The sequence below is a fragment of the Arthrobacter zhaoxinii genome, from assembly GCF_024385505.1.
Classification (GTDB): Bacteria; Actinomycetota; Actinomycetes; order Actinomycetales; family Micrococcaceae; genus Arthrobacter_B; species Arthrobacter_B zhaoxinii.
The window spans coordinates 620,831-647,141 of the sequence record NZ_JANFLT010000005.1 but is presented as its reverse complement, the minus strand read 5'-3'; the positions used below and the strand labels follow the sequence as shown (position 1 = coordinate 647,141).

Here is a 26,311-nt window from a genome sequence, read left to right as displayed (position 1 = left end):
TGCCGTCGCTGCGTGCGGGACTATCCTCCCCGCTTGGATGGCCGCGTGGCAGCGAAACGCTGCTGGAGGAGGACCGCGACCACGATGATCAAGCCTTTCACGATGGCCTGGACAGAGGTGTCCAGGTTGTTTTGCGTGAAGACGTTGGTGAGGGTGCTGAAAATGAGCACACCGAGGACCGTGCCCATAATTGTTCCGCGGCCGCCGATAAGCAGGGTTCCTCCTACGACGACGGCGGCGATCGCGTCGAGTTCGTAGAGCAGGCCGTGGGTGGAGGTTCCTGCCGTTGTTCGGCCAAGCATCATGACTCCGGCAATGCCGGCGCAGAGTCCGGAGAGAACGTACAGAGTTACTAAGTGCCGATTGACCTTTATGCCTGCCAGGCGGGACGCTTCGCGGTTTCCTCCAATCGCAACGGTCCTCCGGCCGAAGGTGGTGCGGTTCAGCAGGAACCACCCCGTTGCAGCGGCCACAATGAAAATCCACACGAGAACCGGAACGCCAAGGAACTCTCCCCTCATGACCTTGAGGAAGTCCCGGTTCGTCACGATTTGGGTGCTTCGGCCGGAGATGAGTTCAGCCACGCCTCGTGCTGCCACAAGCGTCGCGAGCGTGGCGATAAAGGCAACCACGTTTCCGTAGGCAATTACCACCCCGTTCAACAGCCCGACTCCCGCGCCGACCGCCAGGGGAACCAGGACCATAAGCAGCCACGACGATTCGGTTGCCGCGAGTTGGACGCTCGTCAGGCTGGCGACCACCGTTGCCAGGCCCATGACGGACCCTACGGAAAGGTCGATGCCCCCGGCCGTAATCACGAAGGTGACGCCAATGCTGATGACGCCGATAACGGACGCAAGCCGCAGGATGGTGAGCAGGTTCTCCACATTCAGGAACCGGTCGCCACTCGTGACGGCCCCCACCACGAAGAGCAGGGCCAGCGCAATCACCAGCCCAAGGCTGCGTCCCACGGAACCGCCAAGGGCGCCCTTCAGCGGGTTCGACCTGGCAGTGCCGGTGCCGCCGGCGGGGCTATCAGCGGGATTGGCGACAGTGGTGTTCGGCTCGCTCACGCGGCACTTCCCTTCATAATGAGATCGAGCACGCCATGCTCGTCAATGTCGCTTGGATTGGTTTCGGTGAGGACGTTGCCGTCATCGATGACGAGCACCGTATCCGCGAGTCCCAGCACTTCCTCGATTTCGCTGGAGACGATGATCATGGCCGTCCCGTCCGCCGCGAGCCGGCGGATCAGGTTGTAGATTTCCGCGCGCGCACCGACGTCGACGCCGCGGGTCGGTTCGTCGAGCAGCAGTACCGGAGTTCCGTGCACGAGCCAGCGGGCAAGGAGGATCTTCTGCTGATTCCCGCCGGAAAGGGTGCGGGTGGTGCGGTCAGGATCGGCCGGGCGCAGTTCCAGGGCGCGGATTTGGCGGCGGGCGGCGTCCCGCTCCGCTTTTTCGTTGAGGTAACCCGCACGTGCGAACCGGTCGAACGTGGACAGCGTGACATTCTTGAACAGCGGCTCGTCCAGTATCAGCCCCTGGCTTTTCCGTTCTTCGGGGGAGAGCCCGATCCCTGCCTTGACCGCGGAGCTCACGGAGCCCGGGCGGATTCTCCGGCCCTTGACCGAGACTCTGCCCGACGTTGCCTTCCGGACTCCGCAGATCGTTTCCAGAATCTCGGAGCGCTTGGATCCGACCAATCCGGCAAAGCCCAAGACCTCACCCGCCCTGACCTTGAAGCTGACCTTCCGGAATTGCCCCTGCAACGCCAGGTCTTCCACGTCGAGAACGACTGGCGCGTTTGGATCCACCGGTTTCCGTTCGGGAAAGACGTTTTCGACGTCCCGTCCCGTCATGAGCCGAATCAGCTCGGTTCTGGAGGTTTTCTCAACCTGAAGCCCGCTGGCAGTGCTTCTTCCGTCCTTGAGCACTGAAATCCGGTCACCGATCTGGCGGATCTCCTCCAGGCGGTGGGAGATGTATACGACGGCGATCCCCTGGGCGGTGAGCTCCCGTACTACCCGGAAGAGGTTTGCCACCTCGCCCGAATCGAGGACGGCACTTGGCTCGTCCATGATGATCAGCTTGGTGTCGCGGGACAGCGCACGCGCCAGGCTGACGATCTGCTTGTTGGCTGCCGACAGCTCTCCCACCTCGGTGGCGGGCGCGAGCCGGCCGTGGCCGAGCCGTTCCAGCAATGACCGGGTGAGGGCGTTGGCACTCCGGACATGCAGGATCCCCCCGCTGGCGTTTTCGTGGCCGAGGAAAATGTTCTCCGCCACCGTCAGGCCGTCCACTACGTCCAGTTCCTGGTACATCGTTGCAATGCCCAGGTCCAGGGCCTCCGTGGGATGCGAAAGCGAGACCTCCCGGCCCTCCCAGAGGATCACCCCTCCCTCCGGCTGATGCACACCGGAGAGGGTCTTGATCAGTGTGGATTTCCCGGCACCGTTTTGGCCCATCACGCAGTGGACCTCTCCGGGGCGCACCTGCAGGTCCACGCCTTTGAGTACCTGTACTGCACCGAACCGCTTCGTGATGCCGCGGACCTCGAGCAAAGGGGGCTGGTCTCCATCGAACATGTGTGGAACGTAGCACATTACGTCGGGGCTCGGTATAAGGTCGTCGATTATTTTCTATCTTCTGTTATTGTGATGCACGTCACGCAAAGTTGCGGCTTCGGGGTGGCCGTGTCCTTGGCGAAGACGCACCTACTCAACGAGGAGACACAGATGCCCGCAGTTCTCAAGAAACGGAAAATTCTCATCACCGCCGGTGCCTTCCTGGCTGTAGGTTCGCTGGTCACCGGGTGCACGGCAGGCGATGACGAAGGTGACAGCCAGCCCTCAAATGCATCGGTGGAAGGGAATCAGGCCGAAGGGGACACAGTAGTCATTGGATTCTCGGGACCGGCTGCTGACCACGGTTGGCTCGGTGCCATCAACAGCGCTGCTCTCGAGGCGGCGGAGGAGATGCCGGACGTAGACCTGAGAGTGGCCGAAGGCACCAATGATGCCAACCTTCAAATCAGCCAGGTGGAACAGTTCATCAACGACGGAGTTGATGCCATTGTGCTGCTGCCGACGGATGGTGCGGCCCTGACCCAGGTCGCAACGCAGGCTACCGAGGCCGGCATTCCCGTGATCAATGTCGACCGTGAGTTCTCCAGCCCTGCCGCAGCCCGTGCCACCATCCTGGGGGACAACTACGGCATGGGCGTGAGCGCCGGTAACTACATCTGCGAGAAGCTCGGCGGGAATGACGACGCCGTCGTCGCGGAAATCGCCGGGGTCGACTCCCTGCCGCTGACCCAGGACCGCAGCCGGGGCTTCTCGGACGCCCTCGAATCCTGCGGACTGGACGTGGATAACCGGGTGGCAGCGGACTTCACGGTTGCGGGCGGCGAAGCGACAACGTCGCAGCTGCTGTCAGCCGCCCCGAAGATTGACGCGATCTGGAACCACGACGACGATCAGGGCGTCGGGGTCCTGGCCGCGATCGACAACGCCGGCCGGGATGAGTTCTTCATGGTCGGCGGTGCCGGATCAGCAAATGCCATGCGCGAAATCCAGTCCGGGGAAAGCGTCCTGGAGGCCACGGTGATCTATCCCTCCACCCAGGCTGCGGACGGAATCCGCCTGGCCAGGCTGATCGTGCAGGACAAGGCAATGAGCGACCTCGTGGAAGTCGAAGTCCCGAAGCGCATTGTCCTGAATGCGCCGGTGGTCACGCAGGAAAACGTCGAGGAGTACCTGCCGACCGCCTTCGAATCCTAGGACCGAAAGGCGGGGTGCCCGGGATCGGGTGCCCCGCCTGTCCGGGCGTTATCTGTCCACCGTGGGCATCTCGGGGATGGCGCTTTCCATGCGCTCGGGCGTCCAGTACTCCAGCGCGTCGGCAGCCTCGCCGGGTTCTGCCGTCCGAGAGACGGACAGTGAGCAGGGATCAGAGTCACTTGCCTCCGGGGCAGCATCATCCGGAGCGGCAGCCTCCTCGGGAGGGACAGCCTCGCCCGGAGGGGCAGGCTGGGCCGGCAGCACGGGCGAAAACTCCTCCGCCGGTTCCGCCGGCCCGGTGTCCGTGCCGCTCCCGCACTCGATCTCTGGGGCAGAGTGGGCCGGCAGCACGGGGTCCGGGGATGCAGCCGGCTCCGCGCCCGTGCCGCTTCCGCATCCCGCCGCTAGCAGTGAGGCAGCCAGCACCAGGCAGCATGCCGCTGTCCCTTTACATGTCATGCGGGCAGGCTAGCGCAGATTGGAGCCGAACGGTGGGTCCGGGAACCCCGCAAAAACCGCGTAGCCGCCGCAAAAGGTGCCGGAACCGGAGTTGCAGCGCCTAGTAGCCGCGGCTGTTGGGTGATTCGGTGCCGATGACGGTCAGGCTGATGTCCGGGTGGTTCTTTTCCACCCGGCGCAGTGCCCAGACATCGTTGAACACGGCCACGAACGCGCCGTCGGTCCGCACCAGCACTTCGGCGCCGTGCACGTTGCTGAGTTTCTCGGCGGCGTCTGCTGTGGTGAGCCGGGCCAGCGAGTAGGAGAGCTGCTCATAGCGCATGGGCGCATTGAAGTCCTGCGTCATGCGGTCCTCGACCACTTCGAACTGCATCGGGCCGACGGCGGCCAGGACCGGAGCCTGATCGCCGCGCCGGTCCGAGCGCAGCACCTGGATGATGCCCTCGTGCTCGAGCTGGTCGATGCCGCGGCGGAACTGCTTGTAGCGGCTGGGGTCCTGTGACCGGGCCACGCGGAAATGCTCGGGGGAGAAGAACGGAATAGGCGGGTATTCCACCGGTTCCTCGACATAGAGGCTGTCACCCACCCGCAGGGCGGAGGCGTTGACCAGCCCGACGACGTCGCCAGGGTAGGCCTGGTCAATGACTTCGCGTTCGCGGCCGAACAGGTGCTGGGCGTACTTGGTGGCGAACGTTTTGCCGGTGTTGGAGTGCGTGACCACCATGCCGCGTTCAAAGATGCCGGAGCAGACACGGATGAATGCCACGTGGTCGCGGTGGGCCTTGTTCATGCCCGCCTGCACCTTGAAGACGAAGCCGGAGAACGGCGCCTCGACGGGACGGAGTCCGCCGTCCTTGTCCTCGCGGGCGGAGGCCGACGGCGCCAGGTCCACCAGTGCGTCCAGGATCTGCTTCACGCCGAAGTTCAGGGCTGCGGAGGAGAAAAGGATGGGGGTGGCCTTGGCGTCCAGGAACTTGTTCCGGTCAAACTCGCGGCCGTCGATGACCAGTTCGGCTTCGTCCAGCGAATCGGTCCAGACGTCACCTTCGCGGGCCAGGGCATCTTCGGGGCTGAAGTGCTCTTCCTTGGCCAGCGAGGCACCGGAGTTCTGCCGTTCGAAGTGGACGTATTCGTCCTTCTGCAGGTCCCACACGCCGCGGAAATCGCCGGCAATGCCCACGGCCCAGGTCAGCGGCATCGGCTCCAGGCCGGTGCGTTCGGTGATCTCGTCCATCAGGGCCAGCGGATCCAGGCCCGGCCGGTCCCACTTGTTGATCACGGTGATGATGGGCAGGTTCCGGGCACGGCAGACCTCGAAGAGCTTCATGGTCTGGGTTTCCAGTCCCTTGGCCGCATCCACCAGCATCACGGCGCAGTCGACGGCCGCGAGGACGCGGTAGGTGTCCTCGGAGAAGTCGGCGTGGCCGGGGGTGTCCAGCAGGTTGATCACGGTGTCGCGGTAGGCGAACTGCAGGGCCGTGGAGCTGATGGAGATGCCGCGGTCCTTTTCCATTTGCATCCAGTCGGAGACCGTTTCGCGGCGGTTTTCCTTGCCGTTGGTGGCACCGGCCGTGCCGATCACCCGGGCGTGCAGGGCCAGCGCTTCGGTGAGCGTGGACTTACCGGCGTCGGGGTGCGAGATCACGGCAAAGGTGCGCCGGCGGGCGGACTCCCGAACGATCTCTTTGGTGGCGGTGGCGCTGACGGGGGTGGAAACCTGTTGGGACACTCCGCTGCTTTCAGACTCTGGTGATGGAACTGCCGGTGGGTGGAACTGCGTGGTACCCGGCAGCCGGCTGCTCAGAACACAGCTTTCTCATTCTACCCGCCGCCCACGGGGCGCTATGACGGCGGGGCGGGTGCCGTCGTCGTCGCCGCGGCTGCGTTGCCGTTGTCACTGTCCGTGTCATCCGGGGTGTGCGACCGGGCACGGCGGGAAAGCAGGGGTGCCGCCGCCAGCAGGCAGCCGGCGCCCATGGCCGTGACCAGTACCTGGTACGGCAGGATGCCGATCAGCACCGCCGCAAGCATTGAGGCTGCGACCTGGGGGAGGTTCACCATCACCTGCGTCACCGCTGCGGTCCGGCCCTGCATGCCGGGCGGGGTCTCGGTCTGCCGCAGCGTGACGAAGGCGATGATCAGCCACGAGGCACCGGCACCCGCTGCCGCGGCGGCGGCGAGGACCAGCGGCAGGAACGTAAGCGCGGTGCCCAGGACGCCTGCGGACAGCAGGAAGACACCGAGGACCATGCAGGAGCGCACTCCGATCCGCCGGATCACCAGGCTCGCCGTGACCCCGCCAAGGACGGCCATAGCTCCCTGCACCCCCAGCAGGATGCTGAGGAATTCCGGCGGCCTGCCCAGTCCCTGCTCCACAGTGGCGAAGACGGTCACGTTGAGGATTCCGGTGGCGCCGATGGCAATGCCCAGCGTCAACAGGGCGCGGCCCAGCAGCGGATGCCGGGCCATAAACCGGATGCCCGCCGTCGTGCTGTGCCAGAAACTCTCCGCCGCATCCGGCAGGTGGACCGTTTCGGCGAGTTTCAGGGTGGCGAGGACCAGTGCCGCCGTGAGGAAGCAGCCGCTGGCCAGCAGCACCACGGGATCCATGCCCCACAGAGCGAGAATCGCGGCTCCCGCCAGGGGCGAGATGATGCGCAGCCCCTGGTCAATGCTGCTCAGGATGCCGTTTGCCGGGGCGAGCAGGCGGGTCTCCAGAAGGTCACGCAGCAGCCCGGACTGCGCGGCGCCGGTGATATATGAGCTGACGGCATACACCGGTATCACTGTGTAGACCAGCCAGACGGAACTGACGTCCCGGACCGCCAGGAGGGCCAGGACGACGACGCCGGCGGCCAGGTTGTTGAAGATGAGCAGCGGCCTGCGCCGGTAGCGGTCCGCGATGCGGCCAGTGAAGGGGGCGAGCAGGGCCGGCAGGCCGAGGGCAGCGAACACGAGACCCGCCGCGGCGTCGCTGCCGGTGAGCTGTTTGACCCAGATGGCCGCAGTCAGGAACAGCACCGAGTCGCCGAAGTTGGAGAACACCCAGGCGAAAGCGAGTCTGCGGAACCCGGGGACTCGCAGGACGTCGCGATTGGTGCCGGTCACCGGTGCCGCCGGGGTCATTCCTGCCCCGGATCCACGTTGAGGACGGAGAACAGGCGGACCGGAACCGCTCCTTCGGGTCGCTGTTCCGGGTTCTCCCAGCGGCCTTCGAAGCGTTGGGCCAGATGCCACAGCTCTTCCCGCAGCTGGAGGATCTCTTCGTGCGTGGCGTAGGTGCGGGCCTCGTGCACAGTGGAGACCTCGAGGTCTTCCGGGGGAAGCGCGGGGGAGCGGCGGAGCCAGGACTGGATCCGTTTCAGCTGGCGGTCCACCTCTATTGCGGCCACGGCCGAGACCGCGTGCACGGAGCCGGGTGCTTCCGGATCGATGACGTGGGACCGGTGGAGCGAAACCGGCTTCCACGGCTTTTCGCGCCCCTGCCGCTCGACCTGTTCGATGAAGCCGTGCCTGGCCAGGATGCGCAGGTGGTAGGAACAGCTGGCCACGGATTCGCCGATCGCTGCGGCGCACTCGGTCGCCGTCGCCGTGCCGACGTCGTCCAGGTGCCCGAGCAGTTCCAGCCGGACCGGATGGGCCAGGGCGCGGATCTGCACCGGATCGGCGAACACCTGCTCGCCGGACGCTCCCGGGGTGGACGCGTGCTGTTTCGGGCCGGTATCCGCCGGGTCCGGTGTCGAGGTCATGGAGTGAGGGTAGATGCTAAAGGAGTCTTTAGCAAGGGTTCTTTAGATTGCAATGCGAGGGCCATACCGCCGGTCTGGTTACCCGCGCGTCCGCATCGCCTATTGTGGTGCACGGCACATACGCAGCGGCTTCGGGCACCTGGTCCGTGGTCCGCCCCCGCCTTACAACGACGAAAGGCCCTGAAAATGGCTGAAGCGTTCATTATCGACGCCGTCCGCACTCCCGTCGGCAAGCGCAAGGGTGGGCTGAGCACCATCCACCCCGCTGATCTTGCAGCCCACGTGATTGCCGAAACGGTCCGGCGTGCCGGGATCGACTCGGAGGAATATGACGAAGTCATCCTCGGTGCCATTGACCAAGTAGGACCGCAGGCCATGGATATTGCCCGCACCTCCTGGCTCGCGGCAGGGCTGTCCGAACGGGTTCCCGGCACCACTGTGGAGCGTCAGTGCGGCTCCGGCCAGCAGGCCGTGTCCTATGCGGCGCAGGCCGTCATGAGCGGCACCAGCGACCTGGTGATTGCCGGCGGCGTGCAGAGCATGTCCTCCGTCCCGCTGTCCTTTGCCAATTCCGCGGCTAAGGAACTGGGCTTCCCGAACCCGTTTGCAGGCTCTGTGGGCTGGGAAAAGCGCTATGGAAACCAGCAGATTTCGCAGTTCATCGGCGCGGAAATGATGGTGAAGCAATGGGGCCTGACCCGCGGGGAGATGGAGGACTTCGCCGTCGAATCCCACCTGCGCGCCATCGCCGCCCAGGCCGAAGGCCGCTTTAACCGCGAAATCCTGCCGATGAACGGTGTGACAGCCGACGAGGGTCCCCGGGATCCGGACCGCGCGAAGATTGCCACCTTGGCGCCGCTCGCCGAGGGCGGGCACCTCACCGCCGCCACCTCGTCGCAGATTTCCGACGCCGCCGCCGTCCTGCTGGTCGCTTCCGAGGACGCGGTGCGCCGTTACGGGCTGAAGCCCCGCGCCCGGATCCATTCCATTTCCGCCCGCGGAGATGATCCGGTCATGATGCTCAGTGCACCCATTGAGGCAACCAGGCATGCGCTGAAGCGGACCGGAATGAGCATCGAGGACATGGACCTGCTCGAAATCAACGAGGCCTTCGCCTCCGTGGTGCTCGCCTGGCAGCGTGAGCTCGGCGTGGACATGGCCAAGGTCAACGTCAACGGAGGCGGCATCGCCCTGGGCCACCCCATCGGGGCCACCGGTGCCCGGATCATGACCACCCTGCTGCACGAACTCGAGCGCACCGGCGGGCGCTACGGCCTGCAGACCATGTGCGAGGGAGGCGGTCAGGCGAACGTCACCATCATCGAGCGGCTGGATGAAGGCTTCAGGCTGTAGGGGATGCGGGGCGGCACGATCGGGCGTTTGACACGTGACCCGGCTCACTTCAGACTGGAGCAGGTTTTCTAATACGCACCACTTGTTTTCTGGGAGCGTACTTCAAGAACACCCCACCCACTGAGGCTGCGCGCAGCCCGTTCTGAAAGGCTGGCCCATGGATACTCCCACTCCGGCCCGGTCCCTGTCCGAAAACGACGTCCTCGAAGCAGCGGCACGCCTGGTCGCCGCCTTTGCGCGCACGGACACGGCGGAGTACTTCGCCGCGTTCGCTCCGGAGGCAACCTTTGTCTTCCACACGGAACCGGCCAGGCTGGAAAGCCGGGCCGAATACGAGGCGCTCTGGGCGTTCTGGCTCGCCGACGGCTGGTCCGTCACGGCGTGTGAGAGTACCGATGCGCATGTGCAGGTGTACGGCACCAGCGCGGTGTTCAGCCACACGGTGCTGACAACGGCCGGCACGCCCGGTGCCACGGAGACCACCCGGGAACGGGAAACCATCGTCTTCACCCGGTCCGGGGATCAGATCCTGGCAGTCCACGAGCATCTTTCCCCGGTGCCGGACCCCGGCTTCAGTCTCGAGCCGGCCGATGCGGGTGCCGCCGCCGGTGCCGATGCGGGTGCCGACGCCGGCGCCACGCCCGTCGTCGTCGTCGCCTAAGGGGATCCGATGTCCGCAACCGCGCAGCCGTCCGCCTGGACCCGTCTGTCCCGCCGCCTTGATAAGGACGCCGAGGGCTACGGCCCGCTCCGCGGCACCCTCGGCGTCGGACGCATCGGCATGATCTGGCTGGCCGCCAACCTGGTGGTCACCACCCTGCTCACCGGAACCCTCTTCGTTCCGGGAGTCAGCTGGCCCATGGCCCTGGGCATGATCGTCCTGGGCACCCTCATCGGCGGCGCCGTGCTGGTGCTGGTGGGCAACATGGGCACCCGCACCGGCCTGCCCACCATGTCCCTGACCAAGGGGTCCTTCGGGCTGCGCGGCTCGTTCCTGCCCGTGGCCGCGAACGTGGTCATCCTCATGGGCTGGAGCTGGGTGCAGGCAATGCTTGCCGGGGTGACCGTGAATTTCCTGGTGGAACGCGCCACCGGGTTCTCCAGTCCGGTCCTCTTCTCCGTGCTCTGCCAGCTGCTGGTGGTGGCCCTGGCCATCTTCGGCCATAAGGGCATTGCCCGGGTGGAGCCGTGGCTGGCCCTGGTCATCCTGGCCATCATGGCCTACGTCTTCACGGTCGCGTTCCGGGAATTCCCGGTGGCGGACTTCGCCGCCATTCCCCGGGACGCCGCCGCCGGGATGTCCGCGATCTCGGTGCTCGACGTCGTCATTGCCACGGCCATCTCCTGGACCGTTCTCTCCGCCGAGTTCAACCGCTTGGCCAAGTCACAGACCGCCGGCGTGGCCGGCTCAGCCGTCGGCTACGTGGTCTCGACAGTTCTGGCCATGGCGCTGGGGGCCACCGCCATCGGCTATGTGGTGCTCGACGGCGGCGAAGCGGTGGGCTTCGATCCGGCCCTGATCGTAGGGATCTTCGGTGCACCGCTGGCCGTGGTGATTTTCCTGTCCGTCATGGCCACCAACACCATGGTGGTGTACGGCATGGTCTCCTCGGTGGTGAACATGGTGCCGTCCCGGCGGATCCGTTTCCTGCCCACGGCCCTCGTTCTGGGTGCCGTGTCCATCCTCGGTTCCACCTGGCTGGGCCTGCTGGACAGCTTCACGTCCTTCCTGACCGTCATCGGCGCCCTGTTCATTCCTGTCTTCGCGGTGATGATCGCGGACTATTACGTAGTGCAGAAGCGTTCGTACAGCGCGGACATCCTGCGCGGCGACGGAGGTCGGTACTGGTTCCGGAGCGGTGTCAACGCGGCGGCACTGGCGGCCTGGCTGGTGGGCGCGGGTGCCTCCGTGCTGCTGACCTATGTGCTGCCCAGCCCGCTCGGAGCCACTATCCCCACCTTCGCGGTCACCTTTGTGCTCTACCTCGGCTGGTGTGCGGTGACCGGCCGCGTGGTCAAGGGCCGGCCGCAGTCCCTGCACCTCAGCGAGACCGCCCCGGCAGCCGCAGCCGGCGGAGCGGTCTAGCCGATGCAGGTTGTTGACCTCAGCCATCCGGTCCGCACCGGAATGCAGGTGTTCCCGGGCGACCCGTCCGTGGAGCTGCGCAGCGCCGCCACCGTGGCCGCGGACGGCTTCGCCGTGGCGCAGCTGCACCTGGGCAGCCACTCCGGAACCCACCTGGACGCGCCGCTGCATACCGTGCCGGGCGGCGCGCCAGTAGACGCGATGCCCTTGGAGGCACTGATGGGCCCGGCGCGGATCGTTTCCCTGCCGGAGCCTGCCGCCCATGCCGTCCTCCGCTGGGAAGACGTGAGCGGACAGCTGGAAAACCTGCTGCCCGGAACCATCGTGCTGTTCTCCACGGGCTGGTCCCGGCACTTCGATACGCCCGCCTACCTGGAGCATCCGACCTTCGATGCCGGGATCGCCGAGCGTCTGGTGGCGGCCGGGGTGCGGCTGGTCGGCGTCGATACCCTCAACCCCGATCCAACGCCCGGACCGGCGGTCCCCGGACAGTCCCAGAGCGGACCGTTCCTGCCGTTCCACAATGTGTTTCTGGGTGCCGGGGGCGGGATCGTCGAGAACCTGACTCGCCTGGACGCGGTGCCGGTGCCGGACCCGTGGTTCTCGGCGCTGCCCCTGCGGCTGGAGGGACTGGACGGCTCGCCCGTACGCGCCGTGGCTTTTAGGCCCTGACCCGCTTCTTCAGGAGAATTTACGCATGTGCTTCCAGCCCGGGTCGGGGAGGTGCCGGGTGTCCCCGCCGGCAGCACGGGCCGCAGTCTCGATTACCGCGCCGCTGTTTTGGTCCTCGGAGTCGGAGTAATAGTGCAGCACCCGCGTGCCGGCTGCCGTCTCCTGGGCCACCAGGATCCCGCGGGTTCCGAGTGCGGCAGAGATCCCGTCCTCGGCTCGGCGGAGGAGGTCCAGGGATGCCTGCGTGGGCAGGCCGTCGTCCTGGTAATCGCTGTAGGTGAGGCGCACCTCGGTGTGGAGGTCGAACATCGGGTAATCGATCCAGCGCAGCGGCCGGCGGGCTTTGGCCATGACCCTTTCCCCGGCGGGCGTCACGGCCTCCATCAGGACCCAGGTTCCGCCTCGTTCCCGGTCCGCGAGAGCCTTGGCCGCTGCAGCAAGATCGGACACTGTGGCCGTTGCGGTTGCCCCGTTGGTGCTTGTATCGACGGCACCCACCCATCGCTCCACTCCGTCCTCACCAAGAATCCAGTCGAGGATCAGGAAAGAGACCTGCAGCGGGACGCCTTCGGGCAGGTCAGGGAACACCGGATGATGCACCTCGAGGTTGAGCCGTTGCCCGCCGGGATCCTCCGAAATACGGAAACGGACATCACCGGCATCCAGGCGATAACCGTCGATCATGAGGGCCTGGCCGCTGACACCGGGAACGGGTTGCCGGGCGGCCGCGTATTCCCACGCGTCGTCTGCCGCCGGAGCCGCACGGAGCCACTGTTCCGCAATCCGCCGCAGGACCGCATCTCCGTCGGAACTGACGGCCAGCAGATGGCGGGCTCTCCGTCCGGCGCCGGTGTCCCAGGCCAGATCGGGATGGACGGCAGCCAGCCGTTCGCCCATCTCCACGGAAAGACTGCCCCATTCTCCGCTATCCGCCGCCGCGGTGAACCGAGCAGATCCCTCTGAGGTCCACCACTGCCAAAACCCCGTGATCGGGTGTACCGCTGGAGAATCCCCGCGTGTGAAGAGCCCCATGTTTCCTTCCCCCTGCGCTGTGCCGACGCGCATGAATCTACTCCTGGCACGCCTCAGGACCTAACCCCGGGCTCCCGCCCTCACATCAGCCCGGCGGCCCAGCGCAGCCGCAGGCTCTCCTCCAGTTCCTGTTCGGCAATCCGGCGTTCGATGGCGGTCAGCTGTTCCTCCAGCCGGGGGATCCACCGGTTCTCCACAGCCCGCTGCCGGGTGCGTGTGGCGGCGAGTTCCTCCGATACCAGCAGCAGGGCCCGTTGCCCGGCCGCAGCGGACACGGCCGCCTCCAGTGCCGTCCGGTGCGCCGCAGCCGTATACGCCAGGGCGGAACTGCCGCCCGGCGGCGGGGCGGGCGGCACCGTGCAGGACGCAGACTCGGGATAGGAGATGCCCATGGCCCCGCCCCACTGCACGACGGCGACGGCAGGGTCCGGCGGCGCGGCCTCCAGCAGCCGGTCCGCACCGTCCAGCCCGGTGCTGCGCTGCAGCCACACCGCTGCCGTCCGGGCGGCGGTCTCCCAGGCACGGATGCCGGCGTCAGCCTGCTCCTGCAGTCCGTCGATGGCGGCCTGCAGGATGCGCTGCTTCCGGTCCAGCAGCTCGGCTCCGCGCCGGGCCGTGGCGAGCCGCCGCTGCACTTCGGACCGCTCGGCCCGGCTGCCGCCGGACCGGAACCCGCTCACGGCAGGTACCGGTCCAGGAACTCGCCGGACAGCATGGTCAGTTCACGCCGCGGCAGCAGGGACAGCGCCTGCCAGGCCAGGTCCAGGGTCTGCTCCAGGGTGCGCAGCTCGTCCCGTCCCTGGTTGAGCAGTTCCTTCTCCACCACGGTCCGGAACTCGATGTAGGCCTTGTCGGTTTCGCTCAGCGCGGCGGCCCCCACGAGTTCGGCCAGTTCCGCAGCCGACCGGGCGCGGGCCATGGCGGAGAGGATCTGGGCCGCGACGTCGAGGTGGTCCTCCCGGGTCCGGCCCCGGCCGGCGCCGCTGCGCATCAGCCGTGACAGCGAGGAGAGCACGTCCACCGGCGGGTAGATGCCGCGGGCGTCGATGTCGCCGTCGAGCACCACCTGCCCCTCTGTGATGTAACCGGTCAGGTCCGGCACCGGGTGGGTGATGTCCCCGGCGGGCATGGTCAGCACCGGCACGACGGTCACCGACCCCTCCCGTCCCCGGACTCGTCCGCAGCGTTCGTACAGGGTGGCCAGGTCGCTGTAGAGGTAGCCAGGGTAGCCCCGCCGGGCCGGGATCTCCCGGCGGGCCGCGGACACCTCGCGCACCGCCTCGGCGTAGCTGGTCATGTCCGACATCACTACCAGCACGTCCGACCCGTCGTCATAGGCCAGGGACTCCGCGATGGTGAGCGCAATGCGCGGGGTGAGGATGCGTTCGATCACCGGATCGTCGGCGGCGTTCAGCAGCAGCACCAGTTCACCGGCCGCGGAGCGTTCCTCCAGCCGGTCACGGATATAGGCGATATCGGCGTGGGTCATCCCCATGGCGGCGAATACCACCCGGAAGGCCCGCCCGGAGGACACGGTGGCCTGCGCGGCGATCTGCGTGGCCAGGGTCAGGTGCGGCAGCCCGGGGATGGAGAAGATCGGCAGCTTCTGCCCGCGGACCAGGGTGGTGAGGGCGTCCACCACGGAAATGCCGGTAATCACCGGGTCCTGCGGCGGTTCACGGTACACCGGGTTCAGCGGCCAGCCGCTCACCGGTGAACTGGTCTCCGCCGTGACCGGCGGACCGCCGTCGAGCGGCTCACCCCGCCCGTTGCAGACCCGGCCCAGCCACCCGGTGCCCACCGGCACCGCCAGCGGCCGGCCGGAGAACCGGACTTCCACCCCGCCCAGCGCCATCCCCTCGGTGCCTTCGAGTACCTGCAGGGTTGTTTCGTCACCGTCGACCTCCAGCACCAGCCCGTGCCGCTGGGCCGAGCCTTCGACGTCGACCGTGGCGAACTCGTCCCAGCCCACGCCCTCCGTGTCCCCGAGGACCAGCAGTGGTCCGCGCAGTTCCCGCACATCGCTGTGGCCCACCCGCGCCCGGTTGCTGCTAGCCATTCGCATCTCCTGTCGCCGGCTGGTCCAGGGTCTCGGTCAGGTGCCGCACAAAGGCCCGGCCGCGCTCCTCCACACCGGCGGCGTCTGTGGGCCCGGTGTCCTCGCGCAGGCGCAGGACTGGGGTGAAGTCGTAACGGTCGACGTCGGCCGGCGGCACTCCGCGCGCCACGAGGGTCTGGCAGGTTTCCACCACGTCCAGCACGGCCTGCAGCAGGGCGGCGCCCTTCCCGGCCGAGCTGTAGCCGTCATTGGGGCTGAGCGCGTTCTGCAGCAGCACCCCGTCGCGCAGCAGCCGCCCGCCCAGCAGGACCATCTGCTCGTGTCCCGGGAGGGAGGAAGCACCGATGATTTCCGCCAGGGCGGTCAGCCGGTCAGCCTCCGCCAGGAGCAGGGAGGCCTGCGCCCGGCGCTGCGCCCACTGCGGATCCCCGTGGGCGGCGTACCAGCGGCCCAGGGACTCGGCGTCGCGGGAGAAGGAACCGCGCCAGCTGACCGCGGGGTAGTGCCGGGAGTAGGCCAGGTCCCGGTCCAGCAGCCACAGGGAACGGACAAAGCGCTGGGTGCCGGTGGTGACCGGTTCGCTCATGTCGCCGCCGGGAGGGGAGACCGCCCCGATCACGGTGACCGACGCCGTCGCCCCGCCCAGGGTGCGCACCCGGGCGGCCCGCTCGTAGAACGCGGCCAGTTCGCTGGCGAGGGAGGCCGGATAGCCTTCCTCCGCGGGGAGGTCGCCGTTGCGGTTGGCGAACTCGCGCAGCGCCTCGGCCCAGCGGGAGGTGGAATCGGCAATCACGACGGCGTCGTAACCCATGTCGCGGAAGAACTCTGCCACGGTGACGCCGGTGGCAATGGAGGCTTCCCGGGCCATCATGGGCATGTTGGAGGTGTTGGCGATGATGACGGTCCGGTCAATCAGCTTGCCGCCGGTGCGGGGGTCGTCCAGTCCGGAGAGTCCTTCGAGGACGTCGGCCATCTCGTTGCCGCGCTCGCCGCAGCCCACATAGACAATCACGTCCGCGTTGGACCACTTGGCGATCTGCTGCAGGGTGAGGGTCTTGCCGGTGCCGAAGCCGCCGGGGACAGCGGCCGCGGCGCCGCGGGGAACCGGGAACAGCAGATCCAGGACCCGCTGCCCCGTCTGCAGCGGCACCACATCGGTGATGCGCTCGCCGAAGGGCCGGGGAGTGTGCACCGGCCAGCGCTGCGCCAGGGGCACCTCCACGCCGCCGATCCGGGCCACGGGGTCCAGCGGCCGGACCTTGCCTTCGGCCAGCCACGTCACCTCCCCGGAGACCGACGGCGGTGCCAGCACCCGGAACTCGACCGTCCCCACTCCGGGCACGGTCCCGAGGACCTGACCGGCCCGCACGGTGTCGCCGACCGTGACCGAGGGCGCAAACTCCCACAGGGTCTCCAGCACCGCCGGGTCTTCGGCCGAACTCTGCCGCTCCTGCGTGAGCCACAGGGGAGCGGAGGAGAGCGGACGCAGCAGCCCGTCGAAGACCGTGCCCAGCAGCCCCGGCCCCAGCAGTCCGGCCAGTTGGTGTCCGGTCCGCTCGGCGCGGTCGCCGGCCTTCAGTCCGCCGGTGTATTCGTAGGCCTGCAGCGTGGCTTCGTCTCCGTTGATGGATACCGCCTGCGCGGCGATGCCGTCGGGCCCGATGTTGACCACCTCGAGCATGGACAGCCCGGGCAGCCCGCTGACTTCCACGAGTGGTCCGCTGACCCGGGTGATCCGGCCGCTGCCTGCTGTTTCAGCGGGGTTCGGAGTCCTCACGCGTCGTGCCATAACCGCCGCACCTCCCCGGCATGGTCCTCTAGTGCCTGCTCCGCCAGGGTGGACAGCGACAAATCCAGCCGCCGCGAGCCTGCGGTGCCGATGACGCCGCCCTTGTGGCTTTCGGTGACCGAGGCCATCGGTCCGAGGATCCGGTCCGCCTGCGCGGTCAGCCTCCGCAGGATCTGCGGATAGCGCGGGTCCCGCCGCACTTCGCGCACCTGCTCCTGCACCTGCTGGGCCAAGAGGCTGCGCAGGTGCTCCTGCTCCGCCAGCACCGTCCGGCGGGCCTGCCGCCGGGCACGGGCGGAGGATGCAACGGCTTCGGCGCGGGCGGCCTCTGCACCTTCCCGCTGCGCGGTGCGGTGGATGGTGTCCGCTTCGGCCTGAGCCCGGCCCAGAAGGTCCGCTGCCTGCTGCCGTGCCTCGGCATCGGAGCGGGCCACCGTCGTTTCGGCTTCCTGCTGCAGTGCCCGGCGCACCGGCTCCAGGGCTGTCTCGGCACCCTGCGGCAACCGGGTCATGAAGGCAGCACCACCGTCAGGGGCGACGCCGGATCCGCCAGTTCGTCGCTCAGATGCGCCGCGGCGTCGGGCGTGAGCAGGACAACGCAGACCGAGTCCGGCAGCCCCGCCCAGACCGCCCGCACATCCGCTGCCCCCGCGGCCGGGTACAGTCCCGCCCCTGCGAGCCGGTACCCCTCGAGCAGGGACGGGCTGCCCACCGCGGCCACGGTTCCTTCCCGGCGGCTCATGCCTGGCCGATGAGGATGATGGAAATGATCAGTCCGTAGATGGCAATGCCTTCCGCCAGGCCCACCACCACCATGGCCCGTCCGAAGATTTCCGGCCGTTCGCTCATGGCCGCCAGGGCGGCTGAACCGGTGTAGGCCACGGCAATGGCTGCGCCGATGGAGGATCCGGCGACGGCGATCGCTGCGCCGAGCAGGGCGGCGCCGCTGCTGTCGCTGCCGTCCGTGGCGGCAGCGACAGCGGTGGCCGCGGCACTGCCGCTGCCCGCCGTGGCCGGGGCTGCGTTTAATGCCGAGACCAGCAGTGCCAACGCTCCGGCCATGAGGAAGGCGTTCAGCGCGAGCAATGCGCGGACCCCGGCCCGCCGCCGGCGGCGCATCAGGGCCAGGGCGCCCCCGGCCAGAAGGACGGTGAGAATCAGGACCAGAGGAAGGACGGCAAACCAGGGATTCACGGCAGGTGCCTTTCAACAGGGGGAAGGGCGGAGGCAGCGGGAACGGCGGAGGCCGCGGCGGGGGAGGCGGTGGCCGGGGAGGCGGAGGCTGCACCGAGGTCGGGGGCCCAGGGCCGGAAGCGGCGTCCCTCCTCCGTGAAGACGCGGGAAAAAAGCTCGTAGTACTCCAGCCGCAGGGCCTGGATACCGGCGACGAGGCCTTCCAGGGCGAAGGTCAGCACATTGCCCAGCACGAACATCAGGATGGCGGGAATGATCCGCCAGCCCGGTTCCCAGATGGCGGTTGTCGCCTGCCAGACCACCATCATCAGGGCGGCATGGGTGAGCCCGAACGCCGCCAGGCGGGTGAAGGACACCAGGTTCGATGCCAGCTGCACCACGGTGTCCACCAGCTCTACCGTGGCCTGCAGCCCGCCGGTGGGACCCCCGCCGGATTCCACGAACAGCCCGATGAAGATGAGCACCAGGGCAACCAGCGCGACGGTTCCGGCGGCCACCAGGATCACCGGGCTGCCCGCCAGCAGTCCCCAGGCCACCAGCCCGATGGCGGTAAACAGCAGCGCCCCGGCCAACCCGGAGCGGGCGTACAGGGCATAGCCCCAGCCGCCTTCCCGGACCCGGTTAATGCTGCCCAGCGCGTAGGATCCGGCCAGCAGCACCGCTCCGAGCACCAGGGCGGCGACAATCAGCGGAATGGGTTCTTCGAGCGGTTCCAGCCACAGTACGGGCAGCACATGGGTGGGGCCGAAAAACTCCCCGTACAGGACGCCGAAGAACACCGCGGCGGCACCCGCGCCGGTGATGAAGAGCCAGGTTTTGCGGTACCGGTCCAGCCACGGCACCGGAAGGAACCGGATCAGCAGTCCGGCGATCACCAGCAGCGCGCCTTGTCCGGCATCGCCGAACATCATTCCGAACATCACGACGTAGGCCACCGCGGCTATCCGTGCCGGGTCCAGGTCCGCGTACGGGACCGTGGTGTAGGTGTCCACGAGCAGCCGGGACAGCCGCGGCCGGCGTCGTTCCTCCCCGGTGAGCTGGGTGGGCGGCTGCACCCCGCGGGGCCGGCGCAGCGGCACCGCGGAAGCGCCGTGCGGTTCCAGAGCCTTCCGCAGCTCCGGCAGCTGCCGGCTGGGGGACCAGCCGACGAGCCCGGCCACGGGCCCGTGCACGACGGCGGCGTCCGCAGCGCGGTCCAGTTCCTCCGGGCCGTTGCCGGGTTCGTAGGGCAGATCCAGTTCGACGGCGGCACTGGCGGCCACCTCGGTGAGCACGGGACGGGCGGCATCGACCGGCCAGACCAGGGCAATGCGGTCCATCCGGACCGGGCTGAGGGTTTCACGCCACGGCATCGAGCACCTCGCTTCTCCCGAATCCTGCAGCTGCCGCGGCCAGAGCGGCCCGGACCCGCCAGGCATCCGCGGCCAGGACCGCCATGGCGCCGAGCACCACGTCCGGGCCGGGGAGTCCGGCCCGCAGCAGGTTGAAGCCGTCTGCTTCCACCTGTGCGGCAACGCGGGCTTCGGCCTGCCACAGTTCGTGCGGCTCCTGCACCTCGGCCAGGACCTGGCCTGCCGCGGGGCTCAGGGCAGAGGTGAGTTCCGCCAGCGAAGCGGCTTCGGTCCAGCCGGTGCCGATCAGGGGGCGGAGCAGGGACACCAGCCGGTCCGAAGGTCGGATGCGATCCACCAGCAGCAGACGGGCTGCGGTCAGCACGGCACCGGCCACGGCCCACGGGCGTGCCGCCGGCGCGGTTGAGGCCAGCCGGCGGAGCCAGACGGCGGTCAGCAGGTCCGGCAGCGCCGTTTCGGTATCCGGGTCCCCCCACGGGGAGGCAGCGAGCATCGCGAACAGCGTCTCGGTGGAGTCTGCGGTGCGCAGCCGCGGCCAGGCCATGGCGAGGCCGCCCAGGTCGAAGGCAGCGGCGGCGGGGGGAACGGACGCCGGCGGAGCGGATGCCGGCATAGCGGCAACGCCCGTGGAGGCGGGCGTTGCCGGAGCGGCCGGGCCGGCCGTGGTGCCGGGGCCTGCCCGGAGGGCGGCGGCGAGGGCGAGGATGTTGTCCGCCTCGAACCGTGCCGCTGCCGCCCGCACCAGCGGCGTGCCGCCGGCCGGCAGCCAGCCGGCCAGGACACGCAGCTGCCAAAGCACGGTCCGCCGGGTCGCCTGCTGCGCGGAGCTCAGCGTACGGGCGCTGGAGAGCTGGTCGGAGTACACGGACCCCTCGAGCGCCTCGACGGCAGCCGGCAGGTCCGGCAGCGTGGACAGTTCACGGCACGTGCCGGCGCCTACCCGCCGCTGCGCCATGGACCGGGCCCGCACCGAGGCTGCCACCCAATCCGCCCTCATTCGCCGGTGTCCGTTCCGCGGCCCAGGAGGTCCTGCACCAGGTCTGCCACGATGGCGGAGGCGAGCTCCGGTACGCGGGATTCGCCCTGCCTGCGGAGCGTTTCGGCCTCCTCTTTGGCGGCGGCGAGCAGTTGTTCGTCCTCGCGGGCGGCTTCGGCGGACACCCGCGCCGCGGCATCGGCCCGTACGGCGGCGCTGTCCATCCGCGCCTGCTCCACCAGGGCCGCGGCCTGCCGGCGGGCGGCGGCCACCGTCTGCTGGGCCTGCGCCTCGGCGGATTCGGTGCGGCCGCGGCTTTCGCTGATCGTGGCGTCGAGGGATTCAAAGACCGGGATGAGCTCAGCGGCCATACCCTCGTCGTCGGTGGCCGGAACACCGGCGGGTCCGGCGGGCCCGGGCGCGCCGACGGGACGGAAACGGTCCAGCAGGCTGTTGCGTGCCATGCGGCACCTCCCTGAGCGGAGGAAAAACGGTTACGGCTAGTCGCCGGTGGCTTCAGCCTCCGAGGCCTCGCCGTGCCGGACTATGTCGCCGTCGGTGAAGAGGATGCCCCGGGCGATGTCCCGCCAGAGGGGAGTGCGGCGCAGCAGGAATTCCAGTTCCATGCTGAAGTGTTTGAATTCCTCGCCGAGTGAATCGAGCATGATGGCCCGCGACTCGGCATCCGGCTCCACGGCCATCCGCTGGACGTACCAGCCGATGGCTTCGGCTTCCTCGGCGAGACTGGCGCACATGCGTGCAAAGGTCCGGGTTTCTGCGGGAAGTTCGGAAGGCGGCTCATGGTATTGGTCTGTGGCCATTTGCATCTCCTGAGGACCGGTGGTCCCGCCGTCCATGCGGCTGCGGAACGTTTCCCCCGTTCCTCGACGTTACGTGGGACGCGGTGGGGAAACAATGGTTCCGGGCAGGATCAGCGGGCCAGCCGGGCGTAGGCGGAGGCGAAGTGCACGAGCGGGTCCGCCTCGTCGTCGGCGTTGGCCCGGCGGCCCATGGCCACCACCTCGCCGATGACCAGCTGGTGTGTGGCCGCCGTCGTCACCTGCGTGGTGCGGACTTCGAACCAGGCGATCGAGTCCTCGATGATGACGGCCCCGGTTTCCGGCGCCCTGCCGTAGTCGACCTGGGTCAGGAGCCCTTCGAGCGGCGAGCCGGGGCTGGCGAGCCAGTTGGCGGTGCCGCGCAGCCGGGCCGGCAGCAGGCTCAGGACCCAGCTGCCGGCGTCGACCACTGCCTCTGCAATACGCGCCTCGGCGTACAGGCTCACCAGGAGGGTGGGCGGATCGTAGGAGACGGAGAGGAACCCGCTGACCGTAGCCGCGTAGTCGCGTCCGCGCAGCCGGGTGGACACCACGCCGACGCCGGACGCGATGTCCGCGCTCAGCTCCCGGTACGTGTCAATGACCTCGTCCGGGACGTCCGGCCCGGCCACGGTTTCCCCGGGAAAGACTCCGTGCTCCATGGGGTCCTACTCTGCGGTGCCGGCGGACGCGTCCTGCGGGACCAGCTTCACGGAGATGGAGTTGATGCAGAACCGCTGATCGGTGGGTGTGTCGAAACCTTCGCCCTCGAACAGGTGGCCCATGTGCGAATCGCAGTTGGCGCAGCGGACCTCAACCCGGTCCATGCCCATGCTGCGGTCATGCAGGTAGCGCACCTTGCCCTCGGCCAGCGGGGCGAAGAAGGACGGCCAGCCGCAGTGCGAATCGAACTTCTCGCTGCTGGTGAACAGATCGCTGCCGCAGGCGCGGCACTGGTACACGCCGGCGGTCTTGGTGTCCCAGTACTCGCCGGTGTACGGCCGTTCGGTGCCGGCCTTGCGCAGCACCGCGAATTCCTGCGGGGTGAGTTCCTCGCGCCACTGCTCGTCGGTCTTCTGGACAGGGACGGTTCCGGTGTTCTCTTCGGTAGTCATATCCGCGTCAACGCTTAAGACTCGCCAATAAATCCCGAGCCGGTGTACAGATGCAGCACGGGTACGCCGAGGCGGTCCTGGGCTTCATTGGCCCAGTCGGTGCGGAACGTATCCTCGACGGCGTGCGGCCGGGTGATCACGACCACCTGGTCCGCGGACGTCCGCTTGGCGGTTTCGACGACGGCGGCCACCGGGTCTTCACCGGTGACCGTGCCGGTGGCCTCCATACCGGCCGCGTGCAGCTGCTCCAGGGAGTCGGCGAGCGAGGTGACAGCTTCCTTCACCTCGTCGGCCTTGGACTGGCGGCCGCCGGTCAGGCTCCGGAACGCTTCCGCGAAATCCAGCAGGCTGAGGTTGTCCAGCACGTCCACCAGCAGGTTCCGTCCCGGATCGGCGGGCACCAGTACGTCAAAGCGGACGGGGGCATCGCCCACCAGGGACCGCAGGTTCTCAATATCGCGGCTACCCAGCGATTCTTCCGTCAGCACCACAATTGTCGAAGTCATGCGCACCAGCCTAGTACGCCCCTCCGTGAAGCTCTCATCAGGGCCGCACCGGCCTGCCGTTACACGGAGCCTGTGCCCATCCGGTAAAAATGTTCTATGGGTATTTCCGTTCCTCCTGATGCGTCCGCCGGCACCACCCCGGTTCTGTCGGTTCCGTGGGTCCGTTGGACGGCGTTCGGTGCCGGCATCGGCGCCGCAGCATCCACCGCCGTCGTGGCGGCCGCCTCCGGCCTCGGCATTTACTTCGCGCGCCAGGTTGTCACGCCGGCGCGCGCGCGGGACGCGAACCTGGAAATCCTGGCTGTCCCCGACAGCGAGCACGGCCGCCAGATCATTCTGCCGGCCAACCTCGACACCACGGTCGAGGGCACCTACAGCCTGTACTTCGACAACGGCGACGGTCACGCCCGGATCGGTGCCATCCGCTCCTATGTGCCGCGCGAGGGTACCGTGCAGCGGGATGTAGAGGAGGTGTACAGCGGCGACCTGGGCAAGGCCCGGCGCGGCTGGTGGAGCGGCTCCGTCTATCCCTCGCCCGCCGCCGTCGGCCTTCCGGAAGAGGAAGTCTCCATTCCCGTGGACGGGGGAGAAGCGCCGGCCTGGCTGGTGCGTACCCCCGGGGCCGAGACCTGGGCGATCATGGTCCACGGCCGCGGCGCCCGGCGCACCGAGTGCCTGCGGGCACTGCACACCGCCCGGGAAGCCGGACTGACCAGCCTGGTGATTTCCTACCGCAACGACGGCGAGGCCCCTTACGCTCCCGACGGCCGTTACGGGCTGGGCCTGACCGAGTGGCAGGACGTCGAGGCGGCCATCCGCTATGCCCTGGACCACGGCGCCAAGGACGTGGTGCTGTTCGGCTGGTCGATGGGCGGGGCAATCAGCCTGCAGGCTGCCGACCGTTCACCGTTGAACCGGTACATCCGCGCCATGGTGCTGGACGGTCCGGTAATCAACTGGGTGGACGTGCTGGCCCACCATGCCCGGGTGAACCGGATTCCGGCGCAGGCCGGCCGGCTGGGCCAGTGGCTGATTTCCAATGCTGCCGGCCGCGCGCTGACCGGCCTGGCCGCGCCGCTGGACCTCAAGAGCATGGACTGGGTGACCCGGGCGGAGGAAATCCGGACCCCCACGCTCATCCTGCACAGCAAGGATGACGACTTTGTGCCGTACGGCCCGTCCGCGGAACTGGCGGAGAAGAACCCGGACGTCATTACGTTCGAGCCCTTCACCAGGGCCCGGCACACCAAGGAATACAACGTGGATCCGGAGCGGTGGGAGCGTGTGGTGCTGAGCTGGCTGAACGATGCCCTGGGCCGCACCCGGCATCCCTCGGAGCACCGGGTCGACGCGGAGTAGCGGGTTACTTCCGGGTTCCCCGGAGGGTTTGCTACAAACCGCAGGGATCCGGACAAACCACAGGGGAAATTCCGGCATGCTCAGCCTGCACAGAACCTCACCCGGCCCAGAGTAGGTTAAAGGCGCACCTAGACGCTTACGGGGGACAAAATGCCGGACCAGCAGGAGACCGCAGCGCCGGAGGACTTCTTCCGTGCCTGGAACCAGGGGTCACATCCTGACCTGTATGAAGTCGAGAATCAGGCACTGGACCGTGAAGGCGTGATCTGGGCAGCACTTGAGCTCCTGGCCCCATGGGCGGGACGGACTCTCCTCGACCTCGGCTGCGGCACCGGTTTCTGGCTGCCCCGCTACGCCGAACGCGCAGATACCGTCGTCGGCGTCGAGCCTGATCCTGAGCTGCTCGCCGCTGCCCGTGCGCGGCCCGGCGGAGCCGAGGTCCTGCACGGATCGGCCGAACACATCCCGGTGCCCGACGCTTCGGTGGATGTTGTCCATGCCCGGTTCGCGTACTTCTTTCCGTCACCGCAGAACGACTGCACGGCAGGGTTGGAGGAAGTCCTGCGGGTGCTGCGTCCGGGCGGCTCGCTGGTGGTGATCGACAACGATCAGCACGACGGCGAGTTTGCGGCATTGCTTGAAGCGGCTAACGCGTCGGCCCACCAAGGCGAGGGCGGGTACATCAAGAGCTGGTGGGCGGAGAAGGATGCCTCGACATCTTTCGTTATGAGCAGCTGGACCTTCGATCAGCCGCAGGATCTGGTTGATGTCATCAGCATGGAGTTCCCGAGCGGGACTTCCGATGACTGGCTAAGCTCCGATCCGCAGCGGGTCCGGCTCAGCTACGGCTTCGCGCTGCACCACCTTCGGAAGCACTAACTCAGGAAAGCACTGACTCACGAAAGCACGGAGGCAGCCGCCGGCTGATTCAGTCGATCTTCTGGTAGGACAAAACCTCTGGTGTCCAGCTAATGCCGGCGGCGTCAAAGAACCCGCTCAGCGACCGGGTCGCCCGCCCCATCTCAAACGAGAAGCGTCCTCCCTGTGCCAGTTCCTCCGCTATGGCATTGTCTGCGTCCTTGCCGGCTCCGCCGGTGAACACCAGAGACCCGCAATCGGAAGTGTTGATCTCGACAGCCGGCGTGGACCAGGAACGACGGCCCATGGGATTGCCATCATCGGCTACGGCACCAGTTACAGTGCATTCGATTCGATCCCGATGCCCGTCGTCGTAGGCGCCCAGAGCCCACGCTCCAACCGAACTCAACAAGATGACGACCGCCAATATGGATACGGTTCCCCAGAAAAGCAGGTTGCTCAAGAACGATCTCGGCGGGCTTTTTGGCAGATCCGCTGAGGCAGTACCCTGTGTCAGCTCTTTCAGCCGTCTCGCTCTTCTTTCACCCAATTCGCCGGTTCCCCATACTCATCTGGCCTGTTTAGTGCAAGAGAAGCATAACCGGTTCCGTCACGAAGGCACCGCAGCGATCGGCGCCGCAACGGCGTGGGTCAGGCGGATGAGATCGAAGGGTGAGAGTCCGATCTGCAGGCCCCGCCGGCCGCCCGATACATACACCGTGTCCAGCAGTTCCACTCGGGAATCGATTCCTGCGGGGGAGGAGTGCTTCTGGCCCAGCGGCGAAATGCCGCCCACCATATAGCCGGTCCGCCGCTCTGCGTCGCGGCGGTCGGCCATCACGGCCTTGCGCGCACCCATCAGCGTGGCGAACTTCTTCAGGTCCAGGTTCAGGGCCACCGGAACCATAGCCACGGCGAGGTGCCCGCCGAGGTCCACCATCAGCGTTTTGTAGACAGCTTCGGGCGGCACGCCGAGCTTCTCCGCGGCTTCCAGCCCGTACGACGGCGCGCCGGCGTCGTGCTCATAATGACGCACCGCGTACGTAACCCCCGCTTCGTCCAGCACCCGCGTGGCCGGCGTCGCGCCCTTGCCCGAATGCTTGTCGCGGTGTCCTGACATAGCTGCGCCTCCTGTGCTCCTGCGGCCGCCCTA

29 protein-coding genes are annotated in these 26,311 nt (G+C 67.8%); 7 read left to right on the top strand and 22 right to left on the bottom strand.

Translation table 11 applies throughout. The annotated features are described in order from the left end of the window. Positions 1-20: 20 nt before the first annotated feature. Positions 21-1,073: an ABC transporter permease gene (locus NNX37_RS10495; protein ID WP_255792558.1), complete on the bottom strand. Its 1,053-nt coding sequence runs from the start codon at positions 1,071-1,073 to the stop codon at positions 21-23. Further along, the gene (locus NNX37_RS10490) at positions 1,070-2,587 is read right to left on the bottom strand and encodes a sugar ABC transporter ATP-binding protein (protein WP_255792556.1); all 1,518 of its coding nucleotides are present in this window, start codon (positions 2,585-2,587) and stop codon (positions 1,070-1,072) included. Before NNX37_RS10490 ends, NNX37_RS10495 begins: the two co-directional genes overlap by 4 nt. A gap of 150 nt (positions 2,588-2,737) precedes the next feature. Between NNX37_RS10490 and NNX37_RS10485 the strand changes: the two genes are divergently transcribed. Beyond that, positions 2,738-3,781 (top strand): substrate-binding domain-containing protein, encoded by a 1,044-nt coding sequence (locus NNX37_RS10485; RefSeq protein WP_255792554.1) that lies wholly within the window; start codon positions 2,738-2,740, stop codon positions 3,779-3,781. A 48-nt stretch (positions 3,782-3,829) separates the two neighbouring features. On the opposite strand, the gene NNX37_RS10480 is transcribed toward NNX37_RS10485, so the two are convergent. The 4 genes from NNX37_RS10480 to NNX37_RS10465 all read right to left on the bottom strand — a co-directional run bounded on the left by NNX37_RS10480 (position 3,830) and on the right by NNX37_RS10465 (position 7,989). Next, on the bottom strand, positions 3,830-4,045 hold the full coding sequence (locus NNX37_RS10480; protein ID WP_255792553.1) for a hypothetical protein: 216 nt from the start codon (positions 4,043-4,045) through the stop codon (positions 3,830-3,832). Between the two features lie 295 nt (positions 4,046-4,340). Continuing rightward, complete coding sequence (locus NNX37_RS10475) at positions 4,341-5,969, bottom strand: peptide chain release factor 3 (RefSeq protein ID WP_255792550.1); 1,629 nt, start codon at positions 5,967-5,969, stop codon at positions 4,341-4,343. 113 nt (positions 5,970-6,082) lie between these two features. After that, positions 6,083-7,348, bottom strand: coding sequence for an MFS transporter (locus NNX37_RS10470; protein WP_255792548.1), 1,266 nt, complete (start codon positions 7,346-7,348; stop codon positions 6,083-6,085). 14 nt (positions 7,349-7,362) lie between these two features. Continuing rightward, positions 7,363-7,989 (bottom strand): winged helix-turn-helix domain-containing protein, encoded by a 627-nt coding sequence (locus tag NNX37_RS10465; protein WP_255792547.1) that lies wholly within the window; start codon positions 7,987-7,989, stop codon positions 7,363-7,365. A 186-nt stretch (positions 7,990-8,175) separates the two neighbouring features. Between NNX37_RS10465 and NNX37_RS10460 the strand changes: the two genes are divergently transcribed. From NNX37_RS10460 to NNX37_RS10445, 4 genes are all read left to right on the top strand, one after another. Continuing rightward, positions 8,176-9,342 (top strand): acetyl-CoA C-acetyltransferase, encoded by a 1,167-nt coding sequence (locus NNX37_RS10460; protein ID WP_255792544.1) that lies wholly within the window; start codon positions 8,176-8,178, stop codon positions 9,340-9,342. A 157-nt stretch (positions 9,343-9,499) separates the two neighbouring features. After that, entirely contained in the window at positions 9,500-10,003 is a 504-nt protein-coding gene (locus NNX37_RS10455) for a YybH family protein (RefSeq protein WP_255792540.1), read from the top strand. 9 nt (positions 10,004-10,012) lie between these two features. Further along, positions 10,013-11,428: a purine-cytosine permease family protein gene (locus tag NNX37_RS10450; protein WP_255792538.1), complete on the top strand. Its 1,416-nt coding sequence runs from the start codon at positions 10,013-10,015 to the stop codon at positions 11,426-11,428. Positions 11,429-11,431: 3 nt separating this feature from the next. Continuing rightward, positions 11,432-12,100 (top strand): cyclase family protein, encoded by a 669-nt coding sequence (locus tag NNX37_RS10445; RefSeq protein ID WP_255792536.1) that lies wholly within the window; start codon positions 11,432-11,434, stop codon positions 12,098-12,100. Between the two features lie 9 nt (positions 12,101-12,109). On the opposite strand, the gene NNX37_RS10440 is transcribed toward NNX37_RS10445, so the two are convergent. The 14 genes from NNX37_RS10440 to NNX37_RS10375 form a co-directional block, all read right to left on the bottom strand. Further along, a complete protein-coding gene (locus tag NNX37_RS10440) occupies positions 12,110-12,997 on the bottom strand; it encodes a DUF695 domain-containing protein (RefSeq protein WP_255792838.1) in 888 nt (295 codons plus the stop codon). Positions 12,998-13,212: 215 nt separating this feature from the next. Then, on the bottom strand, positions 13,213-13,812 hold the full coding sequence (locus tag NNX37_RS10435) for a V-type ATP synthase subunit D (protein WP_255792533.1): 600 nt from the start codon (positions 13,810-13,812) through the stop codon (positions 13,213-13,215). Continuing rightward, a complete protein-coding gene (locus tag NNX37_RS10430) occupies positions 13,809-15,191 on the bottom strand; it encodes a V-type ATP synthase subunit B (RefSeq protein ID WP_255792531.1) in 1,383 nt (460 codons plus the stop codon). Before NNX37_RS10430 ends, NNX37_RS10435 begins: the two co-directional genes overlap by 4 nt. Continuing rightward, positions 15,184-16,968 (bottom strand): V-type ATP synthase subunit A, encoded by a 1,785-nt coding sequence (locus tag NNX37_RS10425; RefSeq protein WP_255792529.1) that lies wholly within the window; start codon positions 16,966-16,968, stop codon positions 15,184-15,186. The genes NNX37_RS10430 and NNX37_RS10425 overlap by 8 nt, the downstream gene beginning before the upstream one ends. Continuing rightward, a complete protein-coding gene (locus tag NNX37_RS10420; protein WP_255792527.1) occupies positions 16,965-17,492 on the bottom strand; it encodes a hypothetical protein in 528 nt (175 codons plus the stop codon). The genes NNX37_RS10425 and NNX37_RS10420 overlap by 4 nt, the downstream gene beginning before the upstream one ends. Next, positions 17,489-17,722 carry a hypothetical protein gene (locus NNX37_RS10415; RefSeq protein ID WP_255792524.1) on the bottom strand — a complete coding sequence of 78 codons (234 nt, stop codon included), beginning with the start codon at positions 17,720-17,722 and terminating at the stop codon, positions 17,489-17,491. Before NNX37_RS10415 ends, NNX37_RS10420 begins: the two co-directional genes overlap by 4 nt. After that, positions 17,719-18,174 carry an ATP synthase subunit C gene (locus tag NNX37_RS10410; protein WP_255792521.1) on the bottom strand — a complete coding sequence of 152 codons (456 nt, stop codon included), beginning with the start codon at positions 18,172-18,174 and terminating at the stop codon, positions 17,719-17,721. Before NNX37_RS10410 ends, NNX37_RS10415 begins: the two co-directional genes overlap by 4 nt. Continuing rightward, positions 18,171-19,526, bottom strand: coding sequence for a V-type ATPase 116kDa subunit family protein (locus NNX37_RS10405; protein ID WP_255792520.1), 1,356 nt, complete (start codon positions 19,524-19,526; stop codon positions 18,171-18,173). The genes NNX37_RS10410 and NNX37_RS10405 overlap by 4 nt, the downstream gene beginning before the upstream one ends. Further along, the gene (locus NNX37_RS10400) at positions 19,513-20,523 is read right to left on the bottom strand and encodes a hypothetical protein (protein WP_255792519.1); all 1,011 of its coding nucleotides are present in this window, start codon (positions 20,521-20,523) and stop codon (positions 19,513-19,515) included. Before NNX37_RS10400 ends, NNX37_RS10405 begins: the two co-directional genes overlap by 14 nt. Continuing rightward, complete coding sequence (locus tag NNX37_RS10395) at positions 20,520-20,966, bottom strand: hypothetical protein (protein ID WP_255792517.1); 447 nt, start codon at positions 20,964-20,966, stop codon at positions 20,520-20,522. Before NNX37_RS10395 ends, NNX37_RS10400 begins: the two co-directional genes overlap by 4 nt. A gap of 36 nt (positions 20,967-21,002) precedes the next feature. Further along, a complete protein-coding gene (locus NNX37_RS10390) occupies positions 21,003-21,323 on the bottom strand; it encodes a ferritin family protein (RefSeq protein ID WP_255792516.1) in 321 nt (106 codons plus the stop codon). Between the two features lie 110 nt (positions 21,324-21,433). Continuing rightward, entirely contained in the window at positions 21,434-21,982 is a 549-nt protein-coding gene (locus tag NNX37_RS10385) for a flavin reductase family protein (protein WP_255792515.1), read from the bottom strand. 6 nt (positions 21,983-21,988) lie between these two features. Continuing rightward, a complete protein-coding gene (gene msrB / locus NNX37_RS10380) occupies positions 21,989-22,435 on the bottom strand; it encodes a peptide-methionine (R)-S-oxide reductase MsrB (protein WP_255792514.1) in 447 nt (148 codons plus the stop codon). 14 nt (positions 22,436-22,449) lie between these two features. After that, complete coding sequence (locus NNX37_RS10375) at positions 22,450-22,941, bottom strand: hypothetical protein (RefSeq protein WP_255792513.1); 492 nt, start codon at positions 22,939-22,941, stop codon at positions 22,450-22,452. Between the two features lie 96 nt (positions 22,942-23,037). Between NNX37_RS10375 and NNX37_RS10370 the strand changes: the two genes are divergently transcribed. Together NNX37_RS10370 and NNX37_RS10365 are read left to right on the top strand one after the other, a co-directional pair. Beyond that, positions 23,038-24,300, top strand: a complete 1,263-nt coding sequence (locus tag NNX37_RS10370) for an alpha/beta hydrolase family protein (protein ID WP_255792511.1) — start codon at positions 23,038-23,040, stop codon at positions 24,298-24,300. Positions 24,301-24,450: 150 nt separating this feature from the next. Then, a complete protein-coding gene (locus NNX37_RS10365; RefSeq protein WP_255792510.1) occupies positions 24,451-25,179 on the top strand; it encodes a class I SAM-dependent methyltransferase in 729 nt (242 codons plus the stop codon). Positions 25,180-25,228: 49 nt separating this feature from the next. Here the strand turns inward: NNX37_RS10365 and NNX37_RS10360 are convergent, their stop codons facing one another. Beyond that, positions 25,229-25,621, bottom strand: coding sequence for a hypothetical protein (locus NNX37_RS10360; RefSeq protein ID WP_255792509.1), 393 nt, complete (start codon positions 25,619-25,621; stop codon positions 25,229-25,231). Positions 25,622-25,768: 147 nt separating this feature from the next. Continuing rightward, on the bottom strand, positions 25,769-26,278 hold the full coding sequence (ybaK, locus tag NNX37_RS10355) for a Cys-tRNA(Pro) deacylase (protein WP_255792507.1): 510 nt from the start codon (positions 26,276-26,278) through the stop codon (positions 25,769-25,771). Positions 26,279-26,311: the final 33 nt, after the last annotated feature.

Coding starts and splice junctions, on each gene's coding strand:
- NNX37_RS10445 (WP_255792536.1), top strand. CDS start 11,432: ATGCAGGTTGTTGACCTCAGCCATCCGGTCCGCACCGGAATGCAGGTG.
- NNX37_RS10415 (WP_255792524.1), bottom strand. CDS start 17,722: ATGAGCCGCCGGGAAGGAACCGTGGCCGCGGTGGGCAGCCCGTCCCTG.
- NNX37_RS10440 (WP_255792838.1), bottom strand. CDS start 12,997: ATGGGCGAACGGCTGGCTGCCGTCCATCCCGATCTGGCCTGGGACACC.
- NNX37_RS10455 (WP_255792540.1), top strand. CDS start 9,500: ATGGATACTCCCACTCCGGCCCGGTCCCTGTCCGAAAACGACGTCCTC.
- NNX37_RS10400 (WP_255792519.1), bottom strand. CDS start 20,523: ATGAGGGCGGATTGGGTGGCAGCCTCGGTGCGGGCCCGGTCCATGGCG.
- NNX37_RS10485 (WP_255792554.1), top strand. CDS start 2,738: ATGCCCGCAGTTCTCAAGAAACGGAAAATTCTCATCACCGCCGGTGCC.
- ybaK (WP_255792507.1), bottom strand. CDS start 26,278: ATGTCAGGACACCGCGACAAGCATTCGGGCAAGGGCGCGACGCCGGCC.
- NNX37_RS10375 (WP_255792513.1), bottom strand. CDS start 22,941: ATGACTTCGACAATTGTGGTGCTGACGGAAGAATCGCTGGGTAGCCGC.
- NNX37_RS10490 (WP_255792556.1), bottom strand. CDS start 2,587: ATGTTCGATGGAGACCAGCCCCCTTTGCTCGAGGTCCGCGGCATCACG.
- msrB (WP_255792514.1), bottom strand. CDS start 22,435: ATGACTACCGAAGAGAACACCGGAACCGTCCCTGTCCAGAAGACCGAC.
- NNX37_RS10430 (WP_255792531.1), bottom strand. CDS start 15,191: ATGGCTAGCAGCAACCGGGCGCGGGTGGGCCACAGCGATGTGCGGGAA.
- NNX37_RS10465 (WP_255792547.1), bottom strand. CDS start 7,989: ATGACCTCGACACCGGACCCGGCGGATACCGGCCCGAAACAGCACGCG.
- NNX37_RS10450 (WP_255792538.1), top strand. CDS start 10,013: ATGTCCGCAACCGCGCAGCCGTCCGCCTGGACCCGTCTGTCCCGCCGC.
- NNX37_RS10370 (WP_255792511.1), top strand. CDS start 23,038: ATGGGTATTTCCGTTCCTCCTGATGCGTCCGCCGGCACCACCCCGGTT.
- NNX37_RS10390 (WP_255792516.1), bottom strand. CDS start 21,323: ATGGCCACAGACCAATACCATGAGCCGCCTTCCGAACTTCCCGCAGAA.
- NNX37_RS10460 (WP_255792544.1), top strand. CDS start 8,176: ATGGCTGAAGCGTTCATTATCGACGCCGTCCGCACTCCCGTCGGCAAG.
- NNX37_RS10405 (WP_255792520.1), bottom strand. CDS start 19,526: ATGCCGTGGCGTGAAACCCTCAGCCCGGTCCGGATGGACCGCATTGCC.
- NNX37_RS10365 (WP_255792510.1), top strand. CDS start 24,451: ATGCCGGACCAGCAGGAGACCGCAGCGCCGGAGGACTTCTTCCGTGCC.
- NNX37_RS10395 (WP_255792517.1), bottom strand. CDS start 20,966: ATGGCACGCAACAGCCTGCTGGACCGTTTCCGTCCCGTCGGCGCGCCC.
- NNX37_RS10385 (WP_255792515.1), bottom strand. CDS start 21,982: ATGGAGCACGGAGTCTTTCCCGGGGAAACCGTGGCCGGGCCGGACGTC.
- NNX37_RS10420 (WP_255792527.1), bottom strand. CDS start 17,492: ATGACCCGGTTGCCGCAGGGTGCCGAGACAGCCCTGGAGCCGGTGCGC.